Origin of the sequence: Streptomyces candidus (assembly GCF_014207445.1) — a bacterium.
Classification (GTDB): Bacteria; Actinomycetota; Actinomycetes; order Streptomycetales; family Streptomycetaceae; genus Streptomyces; species Streptomyces candidus.
This window is the reverse complement of the sequence record NZ_JACHEM010000021.1, coordinates 16,844-32,599: the sequence shown is the minus strand read 5'-3', so window position 1 is coordinate 32,599 and position 15,756 is coordinate 16,844. Positions and strand designations below refer to the sequence as shown.

Sequence of the window (15,756 nt, the reverse complement as noted above, 5' to 3'; positions counted from 1 at the left end):
GCATCGCATCGCCCGTTCAACAGTTCCCCCGCGGCAGCGTCAACGCCACCCTGCCACATTGCATTTCCACTCCCAAAGCAGTGAGACGGACGGCCGAGGGATCACCCTCACGAGGCACAACAGAACGGGGCGAAAGCCAGTTAATGATTACGAACACTCACAAGTGGTGTGTCGCATAAGGGAATTGACGTGCACTCGACCCCAGGGGCACCACTAGTGTGTCGCCTGCCCGGCATAGACTTCCGGACACATGTTCACTTTCAGTGACCGCTGCGATGGTTACATTTGCAATGCGGGGGAGCGTTGGCTAAGAAACCACAGACGGCCCTGACGTTGCCCGTCCAAAGCCGTTTGTTTGTACCGGTCTTGGGTGCGGGGGGCGGAAGCGGCCGCACAACTACCGCGGGGCTGCTGGCCCGTGCACTCACCACCCTGGGAACCAGCGTCGTGCTGGATACCGCCCCACGCCTGACGTCGCCGTGGCCGTCCTGGCCCGACGTGCCCGGCACCGGGCTGGCGTCCGTGCCTCCGGACAAGCCGTTCACTCGCGCTCAGGCACGCGCGGCCGCCTCACGGTCCGTCGGGCCGGGCGGCGAGTGGGACGTACTGACCGATCACCGGGAGTGGAATCACGGCCCGCTGGCCCTGCCCGCCGAACCGGCGGCGTGGTACCAGCTGGCGGCCGGGGGCGGCTGGCAGTCGGCCGTAGCCGACACGTCCCACCCGATAGCGCACGACATCGTCACCTCGCGCTCCCAGCACCTCCCGGGCCTGACGGCCGCCTGGTGCTCGCTGCCCTTCGCGGTCCCCGTGCTGTGCGCACCGACGACCGGGCCCGGCATGGCCGCGCTCCAGACCGCCGTCAAGGCCGCATCGGCCGAAGGGCTGCCGCTCCAGCGCATGGTCGTCGCTCTGACGGCGCCGGGCGAGGGGCGGCTGCCTGCTGCGGTGAAGGCCGGCGCGACGATGCTCCAGTCCCAGGTGTCGGCCGTGGTCGTCGTGCCGTTCGATCCGCACATCCGCAATCACGGAATGGCCCAGGCGAACCGCCTGGGCCGCCGTACGGCAGAAGCGGGGACCGCCCTGGTGGCGGCGGTTCTCGCCTCGGCGCATCGCACCTGGGGCGATCCGTTGCCTCCGGCCGCTGTCCCGGCCGGTCTGTCCACCGCCCATTCCGATTCTGTCCAACCTGGTCCTGAAGGGGTCCTCACGTCATGAGCCAGATGCTCCAGACCACCCGCGAACTCGTCACGCTTGCCGCTGAGGCACCGGTCATCCCGGGCTTCACCCCGTCCTTGCCCGGTTCTCTCCAGAACCCGACGGGACAGATCCTCGGCTGGACGGCGGGTATCGGCCTCTCCCTGGCGGTGCTCGGCGGTCTCACCGGCTGGGCCTGCGTCGCCATCGGGCACAACTCCGAGCGCGCGCAGCTCGCCTCGCGCGGCAAGTCCGCCATCCTCTGGTCGCTCGTCTCCGGTATCGGCATCGGCGTAACGTCCGGCCTCGTGTGGGGTATCTACACGATGACCCAGGCGAAGTGACATGGCGGACTTCGACAGCAAAGCTCGCAGGGCCCGGCTGCGTCTGATCCTGATGGGGACCGTGGCCGTGGCCGTTCTCACCACCGGCGGGGTCCTGGGAGTCATGACTCTCAATGCCGACAACGACGACCTCAAGCAGGACGCGAAGGCATCGCCCAGCACGGCCCCGACGAGCGGCTCGACCCCGTCGGCCAGCAAAGAGTTCGTCCCGGCCAACGCGCCCAGCATTCCGCGGCTCAAGCCGGCGTCGGACGCAGCCGGGATCGGTACGGGCTTTGAGCACTCCTCGCTCGGCGCGACGTCGGCCGCCATCTCCTACTGGGAGGACCTCGACCTCCTGGACGACGTCATCGCGCGCAAGCAGTGGACAGCTATCGCCGCCAAGACCTCCCCCGGCACCATCGACCAGGGCGTCACCGAGGTCCGCAAGGTCCGCGAAGGCATCGGGCTGGCGCCCTCCGGCGGCACTCCCGACGGCATCACGTTCTCAACCAACGTGAAGGCGGCCCTGACGCGCTCGCTCGACACCACCGGCGACGTCGTCAATGTGTGGATGGTCTTTGACCGGTACGCCACCATCCGCGACAAGGGAGCCGACGAGAACCCGCTGAAGGACGAGATCACCAACCTGGTCCTGAAGTGGGAGGGCAACGACTGGAAGGTCACCACCGAACCCCAGTACACGGCCAAGGTGAAGGGCCCCCGCGCCTACGACCCGGCCAGCAAGTTTGCGTGGGCGGCCGGGTGGAGGACGGTGGCCGGTGGCTAGGCACCTCGCACGGCTGGTCACCCTGCTGGCCGCCGTCCTGATCGTGCTGGCGTCGGGGACCTCGATAGCCCTGGCAGGCGCCAAGCCTCCGGACCCGTATCCGAAGGAGCTGAGCCACGGTGAGCGCATCGGCATCAACGAGCAGACCGGCGAATACTGCGACATGGACGCAGCCAACCAGAAGGATCGCCTCAACTGCCGGGCTCCCGTGGACTGCGAGGACTTCCCCGCAGGCTCGACCGTCTGCCAGGGCGAGATGTCGAACGACCCGAAGGAGTCCCGCGTCTTCGAGCTCAATGAGCTGAAGCGGTGGGAGAAGAAGGCCGATAAGAACGCACCGAATTACAAGAAGCACCACGACCATCTTGTCAAGTGCGTCAAGACGGACGAAAAGCCCTTCGCGGAGTGCAATAGGGAAGCCGCCGGTTTGTACCCGCCGCCCGCCAAGACCCCACTGGACTGGGTGGCCGGCAAGGTTTCCGAGATGGCGGCCAACGCGCTCGAAGAGGCCGCCTCGGTGCTCGGCCATTCCGTGGTGTGGGTGCTGAAACAATTCGCTGAAGCCTTCAATGAGATCAGCACCATCAACCTGGCGACGACGGGAATCGGCCCGATGCTGGGCATCACTACCGGGCTGTCGCTGATCATCGCGACTTTCATGCTGCTCGTGCAGTTCTCGAAGCTGGCGGTTTCCCAGTCGGGCGGTCCGCTGGTCACCGCCGTCGTCGGGCTGGCGAAGTACGGCGTCATCCTCGGCGTGTACCTCCTCGCCACACAGGTCGCCCTTAATTGGAGCGACATCCTGTCAACGGCGTTGATCAACTACACCTTCGACGGCGCAAGCCCCGGCGGCAATGCGGCCCAGGCGATGGAGAAGCAGCTCGGCAGCCTCTTCGCCGGCCTCGTCGGCGGGGGCGGCGCGGTCGCGGCGGGCGGGGCATTGATCACTGGCAGCGGCATCGCCCCGACAGCGGTCGGCTTCGTGATCATCATTTCGATCCTGTGCATCCTGGCCATCGGCGCCCTGTGGATCGAGATGCTGGTCCGCCAGGCCGGAATCATGATCCTGCTGGTGATGACCCCGATCGCCCTCGCCGGTTCCATGTCCGACGCCACGAAGGACTGGTGGCCGAAGACACGGAACGCACTCATTGCGTTGATCTTGATGAAGCCGACGATCGTCATCGTCTTCAGCATCGGATTCGCCGCGATGTCGACGGCCGAGGGCGTACGCAACGTGATCGTCGGACTGATCATTTTCATCGTCGCGGGCGTCAGCTGGCCCGTGCTGGCGAAATTCATCGTGGTCAGCAGCAACGGTGACGGCAACAGCGCGGCCTCCGGGATGATCAGCAGCGTCGGCAGCAGCGTCAGCTCGATGTTCGGCGGCAACCAGTCCTCGCTCAGCGGTGCGGGGACCTCCGGCGGCGGCGCCAATTACACCAAGGCCCTGGAAGGCGAGAACGCCACCTCTTCCGACGGAGGAGGCAGCGGGGGCTTCTGGTCGAAGGCCATCAAGGGCAGCAAGGGCGGCAGCGTCATGGGCAAGGCCGCCGGTGTCGCCGGTGTCGGTCTCCAGGTCGCCGCTATGGGCAAGGACATGGCCGAGAGCGGGTTCCAGAACGCGGCGGCTCACGCAGGTCTTGGCACGCCTGCGCAGGGCGGCCGCCACGTCGTCGTCCCGCCCCGGAACGGCGAGGGCTCTCCGTCCACAGCAGCCTCGGCTCCGGCGGAGCCTGCTCCCCTTCCCCAGGAGACTCCCGCGCCGCCATCGCCCCGGCCGTCTGGCTCCGGGGCCGGCGGGGTCCCGGCCACACCTGCACCCACCTCAACCGACGGGAGCTGACCTGTGTCCAGCACCGAACCGGCTCTCTACTCCGGATGGCAGCCGGAGCGCTCCGGCTTCATGGGGAACCTGAGCGGCCTGGGCTTCGCCCTGGTGGCGGCGTCCGCAGTCATCGCCCTCCTGCCCGTCTACACCCGCTCGTGGAGCGCGGCGTTCGTCGCCGTGCCCGTGGCCATCGTGCTGCTCGTACTCGCGTACGGCCGCGTACTCGGGTTGTCGGCAAACGAATGGATCATCCTCGCAGTAAGGCATCAGATCGCCGTGGCAACCAATCGCAACGTCTTCTTCTCCGGCGCGTTCGCGCCAACGACCAAGGACGGCAACCAGCCGATGGACCTGCCGGGACGGCTCGCCCGGCTGCACCTGCTGGAGGCGTCCGACGGACTCGGCGGCCAGATCGGGATCATGCACAACCCGGTCGACAACACCTACACAGCCGTCTGCAAGGTCACCTTTCCTGGTCTCGCACTGATCGACACCGAGCGTCAGAACATCCGTGTCAAGGCATGGGCCGCCTTCCTGCGTTCCCAGTGCAAGGAGGACGGGGCGATCACCCGTATCTCCGTTCACCAGCGCAGCCTTCCCGACGACGGGGCGGCCTTGCGCTCGTGGACCGAACGGCACACGTCGCCGGATGCTCCGGCCGCGGCCGTCCAGGCGCTCGACGAGCTGATGGAAGGGGCGGGCCCGGCCGCGACGATCCGTGAGACCTACCTGTCCATCACCCTGTCGGCACCGCGCGCGCGGCTCGCCGTCAAGGGCGCCGGCGGCGGCCAGATCGGCGCGGCCGCCGTCCTCGTCCGAGAGATCAACGCCATGGCGGGATCGCTGTCGAGTGCCGGTCTCCAGGTCACCGAGTGGCTCCCGCCCCGCGGCGTCGCCCAGACCATCCGCACGGCCTTCGACCCCGAGGCGCAGCTGGCGCTCTCGGCCCGCAACACTGCGGCCGACGACCCGCATTGGGAGGGCGCGGCCAAGGGTGTCGCCCCGGAGCTCGCGGGCCCGGCGGCGACGGAAACCGTCTGGGGCCTTTACCGGCACGACGGCGCGTGGACAGTCAGCTACCAGGTTCGCGGGTTTCCGCAGTCCGAGGTCTATGCGACATTCCTCCAGCCGTTGCTGCGCCCCCGCAGCAACGCCAGGCGCTCGCTGAGCCTGGTCTATGAGCCGATCGGTCCGGCGAAGGCGCGGCAGGAACTGGCCCGTGAGAAGACCAAGAGGGACGCGGTCAGGAAGCTGCGGGCCAAGACCGGCAGGACGGAGAGCGAGGACGAGCGCCGCGAGTCGATGACTGCGCGGTCCCAGGACGTGGCCCGCGCCAGCGGCCACGGCGTCGTCCGGCTGACGGCGCTGGTCGCTGTCACGGTGACCGACCTGGAGCAGCTGGAGACGGCGTGTGCCGAACTCCAGGCGGACGCCTCGGCTGCGGGCCTGGAACTCAGGCGGGTATGGGGTGCCCAGGACGACGCGTTCACCATCGCCGCCCTGCCGCTCGGTCAGGGCCTGCCCGAGCGTCGGGCGGGAATCTGATGGGCTCCCTCTTCCGCCGCGGTGACAGCGGCGACACGAAGCTGAAGGCATCCCGCCTCGGGGACTTCCTGGACGAGATGGAGGGGGCGCCGGTTCCCCGGCAGCTCTCCGCGCGCGAACTGCGCCGGTCCCGCCTGCTGGAAAGTCCAGAAGCGGCCATGCGAATCGCTCCCCGGAAGGGCTGGACCCAGCCCTTCGCGGGCCGGGCCGCCTCGATGGCGAAGGCGGAGGTCTTCCGGGCCGACACCGAACGGGCCAGCGGCATTTACCCCTTCCTGCACGCGGCGAGCTTGCCCCCGATCGGCGTGTACATGGGGTGGAACACGCTGACCATGCAGGCGTTTTCGGCGCACCCGGCGGCCTGGGTCGGCGCGGGGCTCGCCACCAACCCCAACGTGATGATCACCGGCATCCCCGGCTCGGGTAAGTCGGCGCACATCAAGGCGCTCTGCTTCCGGCTGATGGCCCTGGGCCACCGCACGCTGATCGCAGGTGACGTCAAGGGCGAGTACAAGGGCCTGTGCGAGCACCTCGGGGTGGAGCCGGTCCGGCTCGGCCCCGGCCTGCCGGGCCGCCTCAACCCGCTCGACGCGGGACCTCTGGGGTACGACCTGGAGACCATAAAGGACCGGGCTGTACTCCTGGCCCGTCTCCAGGAGATCCACCGCAGGCGCCTGACCTTGTTGAAGGCGCTGCTGGAGCTCCAGCTGAGGAGGAACCTGCGCCCGCAGGAGGAGGAGTGCCTGGACGTCGCAGTCCGCGAGGTGACCGGTGAGCTGCACGGGCAGAGCAGCCTGAGCGTGCCGACCCTTCCCCTGGTCTACGCGAAGCTGCGGGACCCGAGCCCGGCCATGGCGCGGGAGCTCCGCGTGCGGGACGACGACATTCAGCTCGCCCGTGAGCAGATGGCCTCTCTGCGCTCCGCGCTCGGCGGGATGATCACCGGTCACCTGGGCGGCCTGTTCGACGAGCAGACCTCGATCGGCCTCGACTGGGACGCCCCGATCCAGTCGGTCGACATCTCCGCCCTTGAGCAGTACGGGGACGAAACCGTCGCCATGGTGCTGACGTGCGTCTCCTCCTGGGCGCAGTCGGCGATCGACCGGCCGGGCGAGCGCCCGTGGATCGTCGTGCGTGATGAGCTGTGGCGGCAAATGCGTTCGGGCGGCGCCGCGATGGTGAAAAAGATCGACGCGGACCTCCGCTTGTCCCGCGCGACCGGCACCATCCAGCTCCTGGCGACACACAGGCTGTCGGACTTCGAGTCCGTGGGCGCGGCCGGGTCGGAAGCGGTGAGCATCGCCAAGGACTTGATCGCGAGCTGCGAGACCCGCATCCAGCTGGCTCAGGACACCAGGCCGCTCCAGATCACCCGTGAGGCGATCGGTCTCACCGACGCCGAGTGCGAGCTGATCGGAAGCTGGGGAGCCGGCCAAAGGGGGCGCGCACTCTGGAAGGTGGGCCGCGGCGGCGGCAGTCACGCGGTCCAGCTCATGCTGTCCCACACCGAGCAGGCCCTGTTCGAGACGGACGAGCGGATGGTGGTCTGATGGCGAGCGAAAGGAGCGTGGACGACAACACGCTCCTGGCTGCCATCGCTGCCGGGTTCCTCATCGGGGCCAGCGCTATCGTCCTCGCGGCCGCACCGGTGGCGGCGCTGGTGACCGGCAACGGGTGGGCATCGTCCAGCAAGAGCCTGCCCGAGACCGTCCTGCTGAGCGTCGCCCGGGGGCCCGGGTCGGTCTATGAACCGGCACCGCCCACCTGGGCGTTCTGGCTCGTGGCCGTCGTTTTGCTGGTCCTGCTGATCGTCGCCGCGGCGCTCCTGCTGCGGGGCTTCGGGGGAAGGAAGTCGCACTTGGGCGGCGCCAAGTGGGGCGGCAAGGCGACAGAGCGTGAGATGGCCGTCCCCGAGAAGCCGGAGGAGCGGCCCGACCGGATCACGGCAGGCCGCGGGCAGCTCACGAAGAAGATCGTCGCTGTGACCGAACGCAGCGCGTCCGCCATTGCCTTCGGGCCGCCGGGCAGTGCGAAAACGACCGGTCTGCTGCTGGGCAACGTCGCGGAATGGCAGGGCCCCGTGGTGTGTACGACGACCAAGGCGGCCGACCTGGAGGCCATCTACAACAGCAGAAAGCATCTGGGCCCGGTGCACGTCATCGCGCCGGCAGGACTGCCCAACGGGCGGACGAGCGCCCACTGGTCTGCCGTCGACTACTCGCACGATGCCGACAGCGCAGAGCTGATGGCGGAGTGGATGGCGGATGCCGCCCAGAAGCACTACGACCCGCGCGCCGAGCCGTGGATCGCCCAGGCCCGCGCCATCCTCGCCGGTCTGCTGCTGGCGGCGAACATCTCCAAGGGCGGCATCCGTGCCTTCCGGGAGTGGCTGGCACTGGGCAAGGACGCCGTCGATCACGTCCGGGCCATCCTCGAACCCGACCACCCCGAGGTCGCGCTGGACTACGCGCAGCCGTGGCTGAAGCTGCACGAAGACGGCGCCGGTTCAGTCCAATTCACGTTGAACGTGATTGCCTCCGTCTACCGCAACAACAATGTGCGGGAGGTGTCGGCGACGACGGATTTCACCGCCGAGCAGCTGCTCGACGACAACGCGACGCTCGTCCTGGTCGCCTCGCCGTCGAACGCGGAACGCTTCGCCCCGCTGTTCACTGCACTCATCGCGTCGGTCATCCACGCTGCGGAAAGGCGCTTCGAGCAGAACGGCAAGCCGCTGGACAAGACGCTGGGCTGCTTCATCGACGAAGCCGGCAACGTCCTGCGCTACCCGAAGCTGCCGACCATCCTCACGACCGGGCGCGGCATGGGAATCGCCATGCTGACGATCTGGCACGACCTCTCCCAGCTCACCGCACGCGTGGGCCGCGAAGGGGCAGGCACCGTCATCTCTGCTTCCACACTGCGGATGCTTCTGCCGGGTCTCGCCGACCCCGACACCCTGAAGTACTTCAACTACCTCTACGGAAAGCAGGAAGTCGAACGCACCACCCGCTCCAACAGCGGCGGCCGCAATTCGACGTCCACCCAGCCCACGGACAAGGACCTGCTGCCGGTCCACGAACTGCAACAGATCCCGGAGTTCACCGCCATCGCCCAGTACTTCAACCTCCGCCCGATCAGGACCAACATGCGCCTGACCTGGCGGGACGAAGACCTGCGGGCCTGGCTGGAGCGACCCGAACCACCGGTGTCCCTGGACAAGGCGCAGGACCCGGTTTTGGAGGCACGTCATGGCTGAGACGACAGACACCGAAGAGCCCGCGAGCGCGCCCGCCCCAGGGGGAGCGTCGGAGAAGAAGCCCGATCCGCCTCAGCGGTGGGTATGGGCCAACATGCCGGTCGGCGAGCGGGAGACCCGACTGGGCGAGCTTGTGCTGTGGGTCGACTGGGTCATCGAGACCTACGAGGTCCGCAGCCAGATCGCCAAGTGCTGGTATCGCCACCCTCGCATCCTGGAGCAGCTCACGGCCCTCTATGTGGGCTGGGCGCGCACCTACGCCGGCGATCCCTCCAAGGTCGGTCTGCGAGGTGAAGTCGACTGGATCAAAGAGTTCTACAGCTTCCTACCCCGCCTGAACTCCGCCAGTTGCCAAAGTGTCCACACCGATCCGCCCAAGGTGCCACTGACGGACGGTGAGGCGTTCACGCAGTGGGCGGACGAGCCTGCGGCCTTCCTTGCCGAGCCGCCTGTGCACCCCGCTCATGCTCTGTCCCACCGCATGGCGAAAGCAGCCGAGGCCGAAGCCAAGGCCCGCGCCGCCCGGACCGAAGCCGGCCAGCAGAAGGGCTGAACACCTCTCGTACGGCGAAGGGCCCCACCAGGAGATCGTTCCCGGTGGGGCCCTTCGCCGTACGCCTACCGCTTGGGACCGCTGCGGTTCTGCTGGTCCTCGGGGCCCGGCCGCGCGGCCTGCTGGGCCTGAACCTGCTGCTGAAGCACGGCCTGCTGGGCCTGAATGCGGCGGGCGTCCTCGGCGATGCGCTGCTGGTACGGCTGCCCGTCACGCCGGTTCATCTCCTGGCGAACCGTGGCCGCGGCCGCATCGAACTGCCCGACGTCGCGCCGCGTGGCGGCGGCTTCCGTCACCGCCGAGTCGGCACGTCGCTGCCGCGCGGCGAGCGTCCGCTCCAGGACCGCCTCCCGCGATCCGCCGGCACGCTGCCAGGCGGCGAGAACCTCGTCGTGCTCCCGCGGGTTCCCTGCTACCCGCTCGTTCTCGGCCTGCCTCTGACGTGCAGCAGTGATCTGCGAGGCGAGCTGTTCCTGCTGCGCGCGCAACGTCATCAGGCGTTCCTCAAGCTGCACCCGTTCGTCACCGCGCACGGCGGGCCGACCGAACCGAGCGGTCTCCGCGAGACGGTCCTCAAGAGCCTGAGCCTGCTGGCGCTGCCGGAGATCGGTGGCCTCCAGCACAGGGATCTGGCTGGCTGTCTCCCGCAGGTTCTCGATGGCCTGGACGCGGGCCGCGCGCTCGTCGACGGTGCGCTCGACCGCTCCCCCGGGCTCCAGTGCGGCCAGCAGTTCGGCCGCCTTCGCCTCCTGAGCGGCAGCAAGCGCCTGCGCCGAATCGGCGGCCTCGACGTAGTAGGCCAGCGTCTCGCCCAGCTCGGCGTCGGGCGTATCACCGTAGGGACGGCGCTGTTCGGGCTCCTGGCCGTCCTCTCGCCGGGCGTCCTCCTCCTGTGTAGTGGTGTCCGCGTCGTACGCCGCGGTGGTGGGCTCTTGCACTTCTTCGGGATCGGCCGTCCGCTCCCCGGCAACCGCAGCACGCAGCTGCTCCGGCTCGGGCGCCTGGACCTCTTCGACCGGATCGACCTGGACGTCACCGGCATCGGCCGCCCGCTCGGCCTCCAGCTCCAGCTCGGGAGCCCGGACCTCTTCAGCGGTGTCGAGCTGGACGTCGTCGGCACTCAGTGCACGGGGGTCCTGCTCCGGCTCGGGGACCTGCACCGCGTCGTCGACCGCACGGGCCTCTTCCGGCGCCGGGGTGTCGACGTCGTCGTCAAGGTCGTGCTGGATGTCGGCCGAACGATCCGGTACCGGTGCCGTCTCACGCTCTGGCTCGGTGGTGTTGGCAGCCTCCTGCCGCTCGTCAGCGGCCGTCGTTTCTGCCACGGCGACAGCTACGGGCTCGGGGGCGAGCTCGGCGGTGGGTTCCCCGGCCGCTCGGGCGGCGGCCGCCAGGGCCTCGCCTCGTTGAGCGGCGGACGCGGTGGCACGGGCACGCCGCCCGACTTCGGCAACCTGTTCCTGAAGTGCCTGCCATGCCGCCGCGTCGCGGCCGCCGGGCTGTTCGCCGATGCCCGGTTGCGTCGGGCGCACCCGTCGCTGCGTACGCCAGGCGTCGGCGAGAGCCGCCGCGCGTTCCCATGCGGCGCGCAGTTCGGTGTCCCGGGGCGGCACCGGACCAAGTGTGCTCGCCCAGCCGGGCGGGTCCGCGGCCAGTGCGCGGCCGGTCTGCGCCAGGCGCTCGTCGATGATCTGACGTCGCACGTCCAGATGCTCGATCCAGGCCACGGGGGTGTGCTGGTCGCGCTCAACTTCGCGCGGCGCGAGCCATTCCGGCAGCGGGCCAGTGTGGTCAGCCACGGCCTCGGGCGCGTCAGGCAGCAACCTGCGAAGCCGCTGTTCGGCCCGGACCCGCTGGTCAACCAGTTCCGCCCGGCTCAGCCTCTGCTGCGCCTCGTCCTGTCCGTACAGATTGGCGCGCATCTCTGCGGCCACGCTCTCGCCGTCCATGCCGGCGGTGTGCGCACGGCCGGGGCCGGGTTCGCGCTGCCATTCTTCGCGGGACCGGTCTCGCCAGGTCATCGCGCCCCGCACCCGCTGCTCGTCCTTCAGTGCGTGCAGACGGGCTGCCGCCTCGCGGGCGTCCGCGCGGCGGGCCGCCACGAAAGCGGTCCGGTCCTCGCGCAGCGCGGCGGCGCTCTCGTCCTGCCCCTCACGCAGGGCTGAGACGTTGTCGATCCGTCCCTCGCGCAGGGCGCGGGTCACCGACAGGGCGGCCAGGCGGGTATCGCGACGGGCTTCGGCGATGGCCTGGGAGAGCTGGAGACGGCTCAGCTCTCCGTACTGACGCCCCGGCCAGGCCGGGACGGGAAGGCCGTCGACGACCACCGGGCGCGGCTGGTTGGCCACCCGCGCGTCGGCCCGGTGCAGCGTCTCCAGGGCCTGGGTCCTGCGCTCCGCCGCGCGTTCGGCGAGACGGCCGAGCTGGTCGTCCGTCAGGTCGCGCAGCGGCCGGGTGGTGCCCTGTTCTTCCAGACGTCGCAGGACCGACCGGGCGTCATCGACGTGGTTGTCGAGCCTCCAGCTCAGCACCGCGGCGTTGTCCTCGGCGTCCGAGAAATCCCGCTCGTGGTACGCGCTGAAGAGGATGCGCTCGGGGGCGAAGCCCGCCCGCTCGGCGTCCCGCAGCGCACGCTCCACGGCGGGCCATGCGTCCTCGGCGATGAGGGACTCGGCGCTCTCTCCCAGCACGGACCGGGCCATGCTCTGGTAGCGCAGCGCCAGGGCGCGGGCGTGGACGTCGGTGTACTGCGCGGCCAGTTGTGGGATGCCCCACTCGCGATCCTGCTCGGCCCGGATGGCCTCGGTGGCGGACACCGAAGCACGCTGGGTCTGGGCGATGGTGTCGAGTACGTCCCGCATCGTCTGACCCTCGTCCAGGACGACGTAGATGCGGTTCTGCTGACGGCCGCGGGTGGTCTGTACGTAGGCGGATTCCCGGCTCGTGGCGCGGGTGAACAGCCCGCTACCGGTGTCGACGGTGGCGCCCTGGCCCCGGTGTCCGGTGCTCGCATAGCCGAGCTCCACGAAGGAGTTGACGTAGTCCGCCGGCAGCACGGTGCGGCCGCCGTGGTCGGTGTGCCGGACGGCCAGATCGCCGTTCTGCTGGATCGCCTCGATCACCCACTGGTCACCGTTCTTGACGAAGTCCTTGCCACCTCGCAGCACGTTGGTCCGGGCGTTTTTACGGGTGACGATCATGTCCCCGCGGTGGGCCTGGAGGCCGTCGGGCAGGTCGACGGCTTGCCCGGCATCGACCTGCCCGGCGCCCATCCGGTACGCCTGGGCGAGGGTGTTCAGCTCCGTCACACTGGCGTTGTCGTCCGCCATCATCAGCGCGGTATGACCCTGCTCGATGTCGGCCTGCCAGTCCGCGAAGATCGCGTGCAGCATCTGCTCGCGGGTACCGGCGACGACACGTTCGTTGTCCAGGTACCAGGTCCATGCGTCTTCCGGCTCGCCGCTGCGCAGGGCCAGGGAGGCGGCTCCTTCTCCTGCGGTCCGGAAGCGGTGGAGGCTCTCAAGTTCCACCACGTGCACGGTGTTGGCGAGGAGTCGCAGAGCGCCGCCGGACTCGACGGCGGAGAGCTGGAAGGGGTCTCCGATCAGGCGGACCAGTGCGCCCGCGGCCTGGGCGTCGGCGACGATGGCAGCGAGGCGCTTGCTGCCCGCCATGCCTGCCTCGTCGACGACGATGACGTCCCCTGCGTTGAGCTGGAACTCAGCGCGGACACGCTGGCCCTGTTGCAGGCGTTCACGGGCTCCGAGCCATTCGTGAAGGACGTAAGCGGGGGCGTCCAGGCCGTTGGACAGCTCACTTGCAGCGCGGGCTGAGGGGCCCAGTCCGATGACGCGGCCGCCGCTTTCCCGTACGGCGTCGGCGGCTACGCGCATGGCGGTGGTCTTGCCTGCACCGGCCGGTCCGATGCCTGCGGCGACGAGCTGTTCACTGGTGGCGAAGGTGCGGGCGAGCTCACGCTGACCGGCGTCAAGACGCCGCTCCGGGTTCGCCTGCTGATAGGCGGCTTCGACGCGTTCATAGACCTCGGCGGATACCGCCGGGATGACCTGTGTCCGTGCCGCTGAGACGATCCGGTCCTCCGCCGCGAGCACTGCGGTAGAGGTGTAGAGCTCGGTTTCACGGCGGCGGTAGATGCTCGTTCCGTCATCCCTCATCAGGGGTGCGAACGCCGGGTTCAGGTCGGCCGGGGTGATGTCGATGACCTCTGCGGCGAGTACCCGAGTGGTGATTCTCTCGGCCAGATCACCACTCGGTGCAGCCCCACGCGTGGCCTGCATAACCCAGCGCCGGGCCTCGGCAAGTACCTGCCGCCGGCCCCACACGCTCCGGTGGTCCGAGACCGTTTCCAGGACCTCCCGGGCGGCCCTGTGCACATCGAGGTGCGGCACGGCTTCCGCGCTGGGGCGAGTCTTGGCGGCGGCTGCCCGAGCGTTCTGGAGAAGGTGGTCGACACGGTCGGCACCGAATGCTTCGACCGCTGCTTCACGCCATTCCGTACGCAGCTCGGCCAGCGGGCGGGCGGCTCCCTTGTCGGGCCGTGTTTCGAGTGTGGCCTGCTGCATCAGCGCCGTGAGCGTCTTGCTCGACGGCTCGTGTCCGAACTTCTCCCGGTACTCCGCCACCAGCTCGACAGTGCGTTCCTTGATGCTCTTGGAGCGGCTGGAATGAGCTTCGATCAGGTCCGTTCCTACGCCCGCGATCTCCATGACGGGACGCTTGCCAGGGGTGACTTCGCGGGCCTCCGCCCGCAGCCCCAGGCTCTCGCAGACCGCTTCCATGACGCGCAGGTTGTAGTACTCACTCGCCGGGACGTTCTGCGCGTACAGCAGCTTGCTGTCCAGGCTTCGCCACTTGCCATCCAAGCCCATGACCTTGTTGGAAACAACGACGTGATCATGGAGAAGCGGGTCACCGGTGCGACTGTCGTAGTGCCGGAAGCGTGTGGCGACCAGCCCACCGGCGACGTTTTCCTGGGCGATGCCGTTGACACCAGTGCGGGTCATTGTGGCCTTCTGCTCCAGCCACCCCAAGGTCTCACCGATGGCCTGCACATGGGCCTGCTCGACCGCCTGACGCACACCCTCATCGCCCAGCCCCCACAGCACAGAGACGGACTTAGGGGCAGTGAACACCAAGTCGAAACCGGCGACCGCATTGCGCTGCTTGCCGCCCTCCTGGAGCTTGATGAAGCGGCCCAGCTCCTCCTTCGACTCCGGACTGCGGCCGTGCTCCGAACGGAACTGCACCGCCCCGACCCGGCCCCGGATCTCGGCCCGCTCCTTCGCGTTCGGCTCCCTCAGCTCCTGCCGTAGGAACCGCTCGCTCTCCTCATTCAGCATCCGGCTGAACGGCGTGTCCTTCTGCACAAACTGCATGTACCGGCGGCCCAGTTTCACGGCCCGCAGCGCCTGCTTCGACGTGTAGCCGGCGGCGATGCGCTCGGCGATGATCTGCTCCGCATCGGGGTGCAGCCCCTCACCGAAAAGGGCCTTCATCTGGGCTTCGCTGACAGCTCCCGAGACGCCCAAGGCGTCGATGCCGGACCCCATCCAGATGCCCGGCGGGTTACCGCTGGCGGCGTAGTAGTCGCCCAGTTCCTCACCGCGCTCGCGCTGTTCATCGGCGCTGGCTGTCTCGCGGATGTAGTACGCATACCCGTCCCCCGCGCTGAGGAGGTGGACGGTCATCATGGCGTGATCTTACCCGGACTACGATCTTTACGGGCGTGGTACAAACCCTGGCACATTCATAATGCCTGAGGTGTGACCGTATTGATCTTGAAGCGCGTTGCGCGTCCAGACGAATCGTGGAGGAGCTTGCGACGATCACGATGAGGCGGACGGCAACGCGCTTCAAGATCAATACGGTCACAGACTTGTCTGGCGGCTTTCCATAGTCGGGTCCTCCGGACACGGCTGTGGAAAGCCGCTCGTGCGATCTCACCTGTGGGCGCGTCACATGCTGCGCCGAGACGGCGTGGCGTCACGCGCCAGCAGCGCGTCACCAGCGTCGGCCGCTCGGTGGTGCGAGGCACCCGCAGTCGGCACGGAGGCGCGCGGTGCACTCGCTCCGTGCACCACATTGCGGTCGCACCGGCGTAGCTCGTGCGACCGCAATGCGGCACTCCCGCACCGAGCTCCCGCACCGCACCGCGCGGCGCAGCCGCGCGGTGCGGTGCACCCTGCCCGTGCACCGCGTCACCGCCGCAACAGCTGTGACGGTGCGGCGACAGGTGCA

The 15,756-nt window shown here is 68.8% G+C and carries 9 protein-coding genes; 8 read left to right on the top strand and 1 reads right to left on the bottom strand.

The annotated features are described in order from the left end of the window. Positions 1-447: 447 nt before the first annotated feature. From HNQ79_RS34140 to HNQ79_RS29030, 8 genes are read left to right on the top strand one after another with little or no spacing between them, the layout of a single operon-like run. Positions 448-1,218 (top strand): hypothetical protein, encoded by a 771-nt coding sequence (locus HNQ79_RS34140; RefSeq protein ID WP_229923732.1) that lies wholly within the window; start codon positions 448-450, stop codon positions 1,216-1,218. After that, positions 1,215-1,541 carry a hypothetical protein gene (locus HNQ79_RS29060; protein WP_185035948.1) on the top strand — a complete coding sequence of 109 codons (327 nt, stop codon included), beginning with the start codon at positions 1,215-1,217 and terminating at the stop codon, positions 1,539-1,541. Before HNQ79_RS34140 ends, HNQ79_RS29060 begins: the two co-directional genes overlap by 4 nt. A 1-nt stretch (position 1,542) precedes the next feature. Further along, the gene (locus HNQ79_RS34135; protein WP_229923733.1) at positions 1,543-2,310 is read left to right on the top strand and encodes a hypothetical protein; all 768 of its coding nucleotides are present in this window, start codon (positions 1,543-1,545) and stop codon (positions 2,308-2,310) included. Then, a complete protein-coding gene (locus tag HNQ79_RS29050; RefSeq protein ID WP_185035946.1) occupies positions 2,303-4,156 on the top strand; it encodes a hypothetical protein in 1,854 nt (617 codons plus the stop codon). The genes HNQ79_RS34135 and HNQ79_RS29050 overlap by 8 nt, the downstream gene beginning before the upstream one ends. A gap of 3 nt (positions 4,157-4,159) precedes the next feature. Beyond that, on the top strand, positions 4,160-5,686 hold the full coding sequence (locus tag HNQ79_RS29045) for an SCO6880 family protein (RefSeq protein WP_185035944.1): 1,527 nt from the start codon (positions 4,160-4,162) through the stop codon (positions 5,684-5,686). Beyond that, entirely contained in the window at positions 5,686-7,236 is a 1,551-nt protein-coding gene (locus HNQ79_RS29040) for a putative type IV secretion/conjugal transfer ATPase (protein ID WP_185035942.1), read from the top strand. Before HNQ79_RS29045 ends, HNQ79_RS29040 begins: the two co-directional genes overlap by 1 nt. After that, positions 7,236-8,945 carry a type IV secretory system conjugative DNA transfer family protein gene (locus tag HNQ79_RS29035; protein ID WP_221508278.1) on the top strand — a complete coding sequence of 570 codons (1,710 nt, stop codon included), beginning with the start codon at positions 7,236-7,238 and terminating at the stop codon, positions 8,943-8,945. The genes HNQ79_RS29040 and HNQ79_RS29035 overlap by 1 nt, the downstream gene beginning before the upstream one ends. Next, positions 8,938-9,498 (top strand): hypothetical protein, encoded by a 561-nt coding sequence (locus HNQ79_RS29030; protein WP_185035941.1) that lies wholly within the window; start codon positions 8,938-8,940, stop codon positions 9,496-9,498. The genes HNQ79_RS29035 and HNQ79_RS29030 overlap by 8 nt, the downstream gene beginning before the upstream one ends. 65 nt (positions 9,499-9,563) lie before the next feature. Here HNQ79_RS29030 and mobF read toward each other — a convergent pair whose 3' ends face one another. After that, positions 9,564-15,209 (bottom strand): MobF family relaxase, encoded by a 5,646-nt coding sequence (gene mobF / locus HNQ79_RS29025; protein ID WP_185035939.1) that lies wholly within the window; start codon positions 15,207-15,209, stop codon positions 9,564-9,566. Positions 15,210-15,756 lie beyond the last annotated feature (547 nt).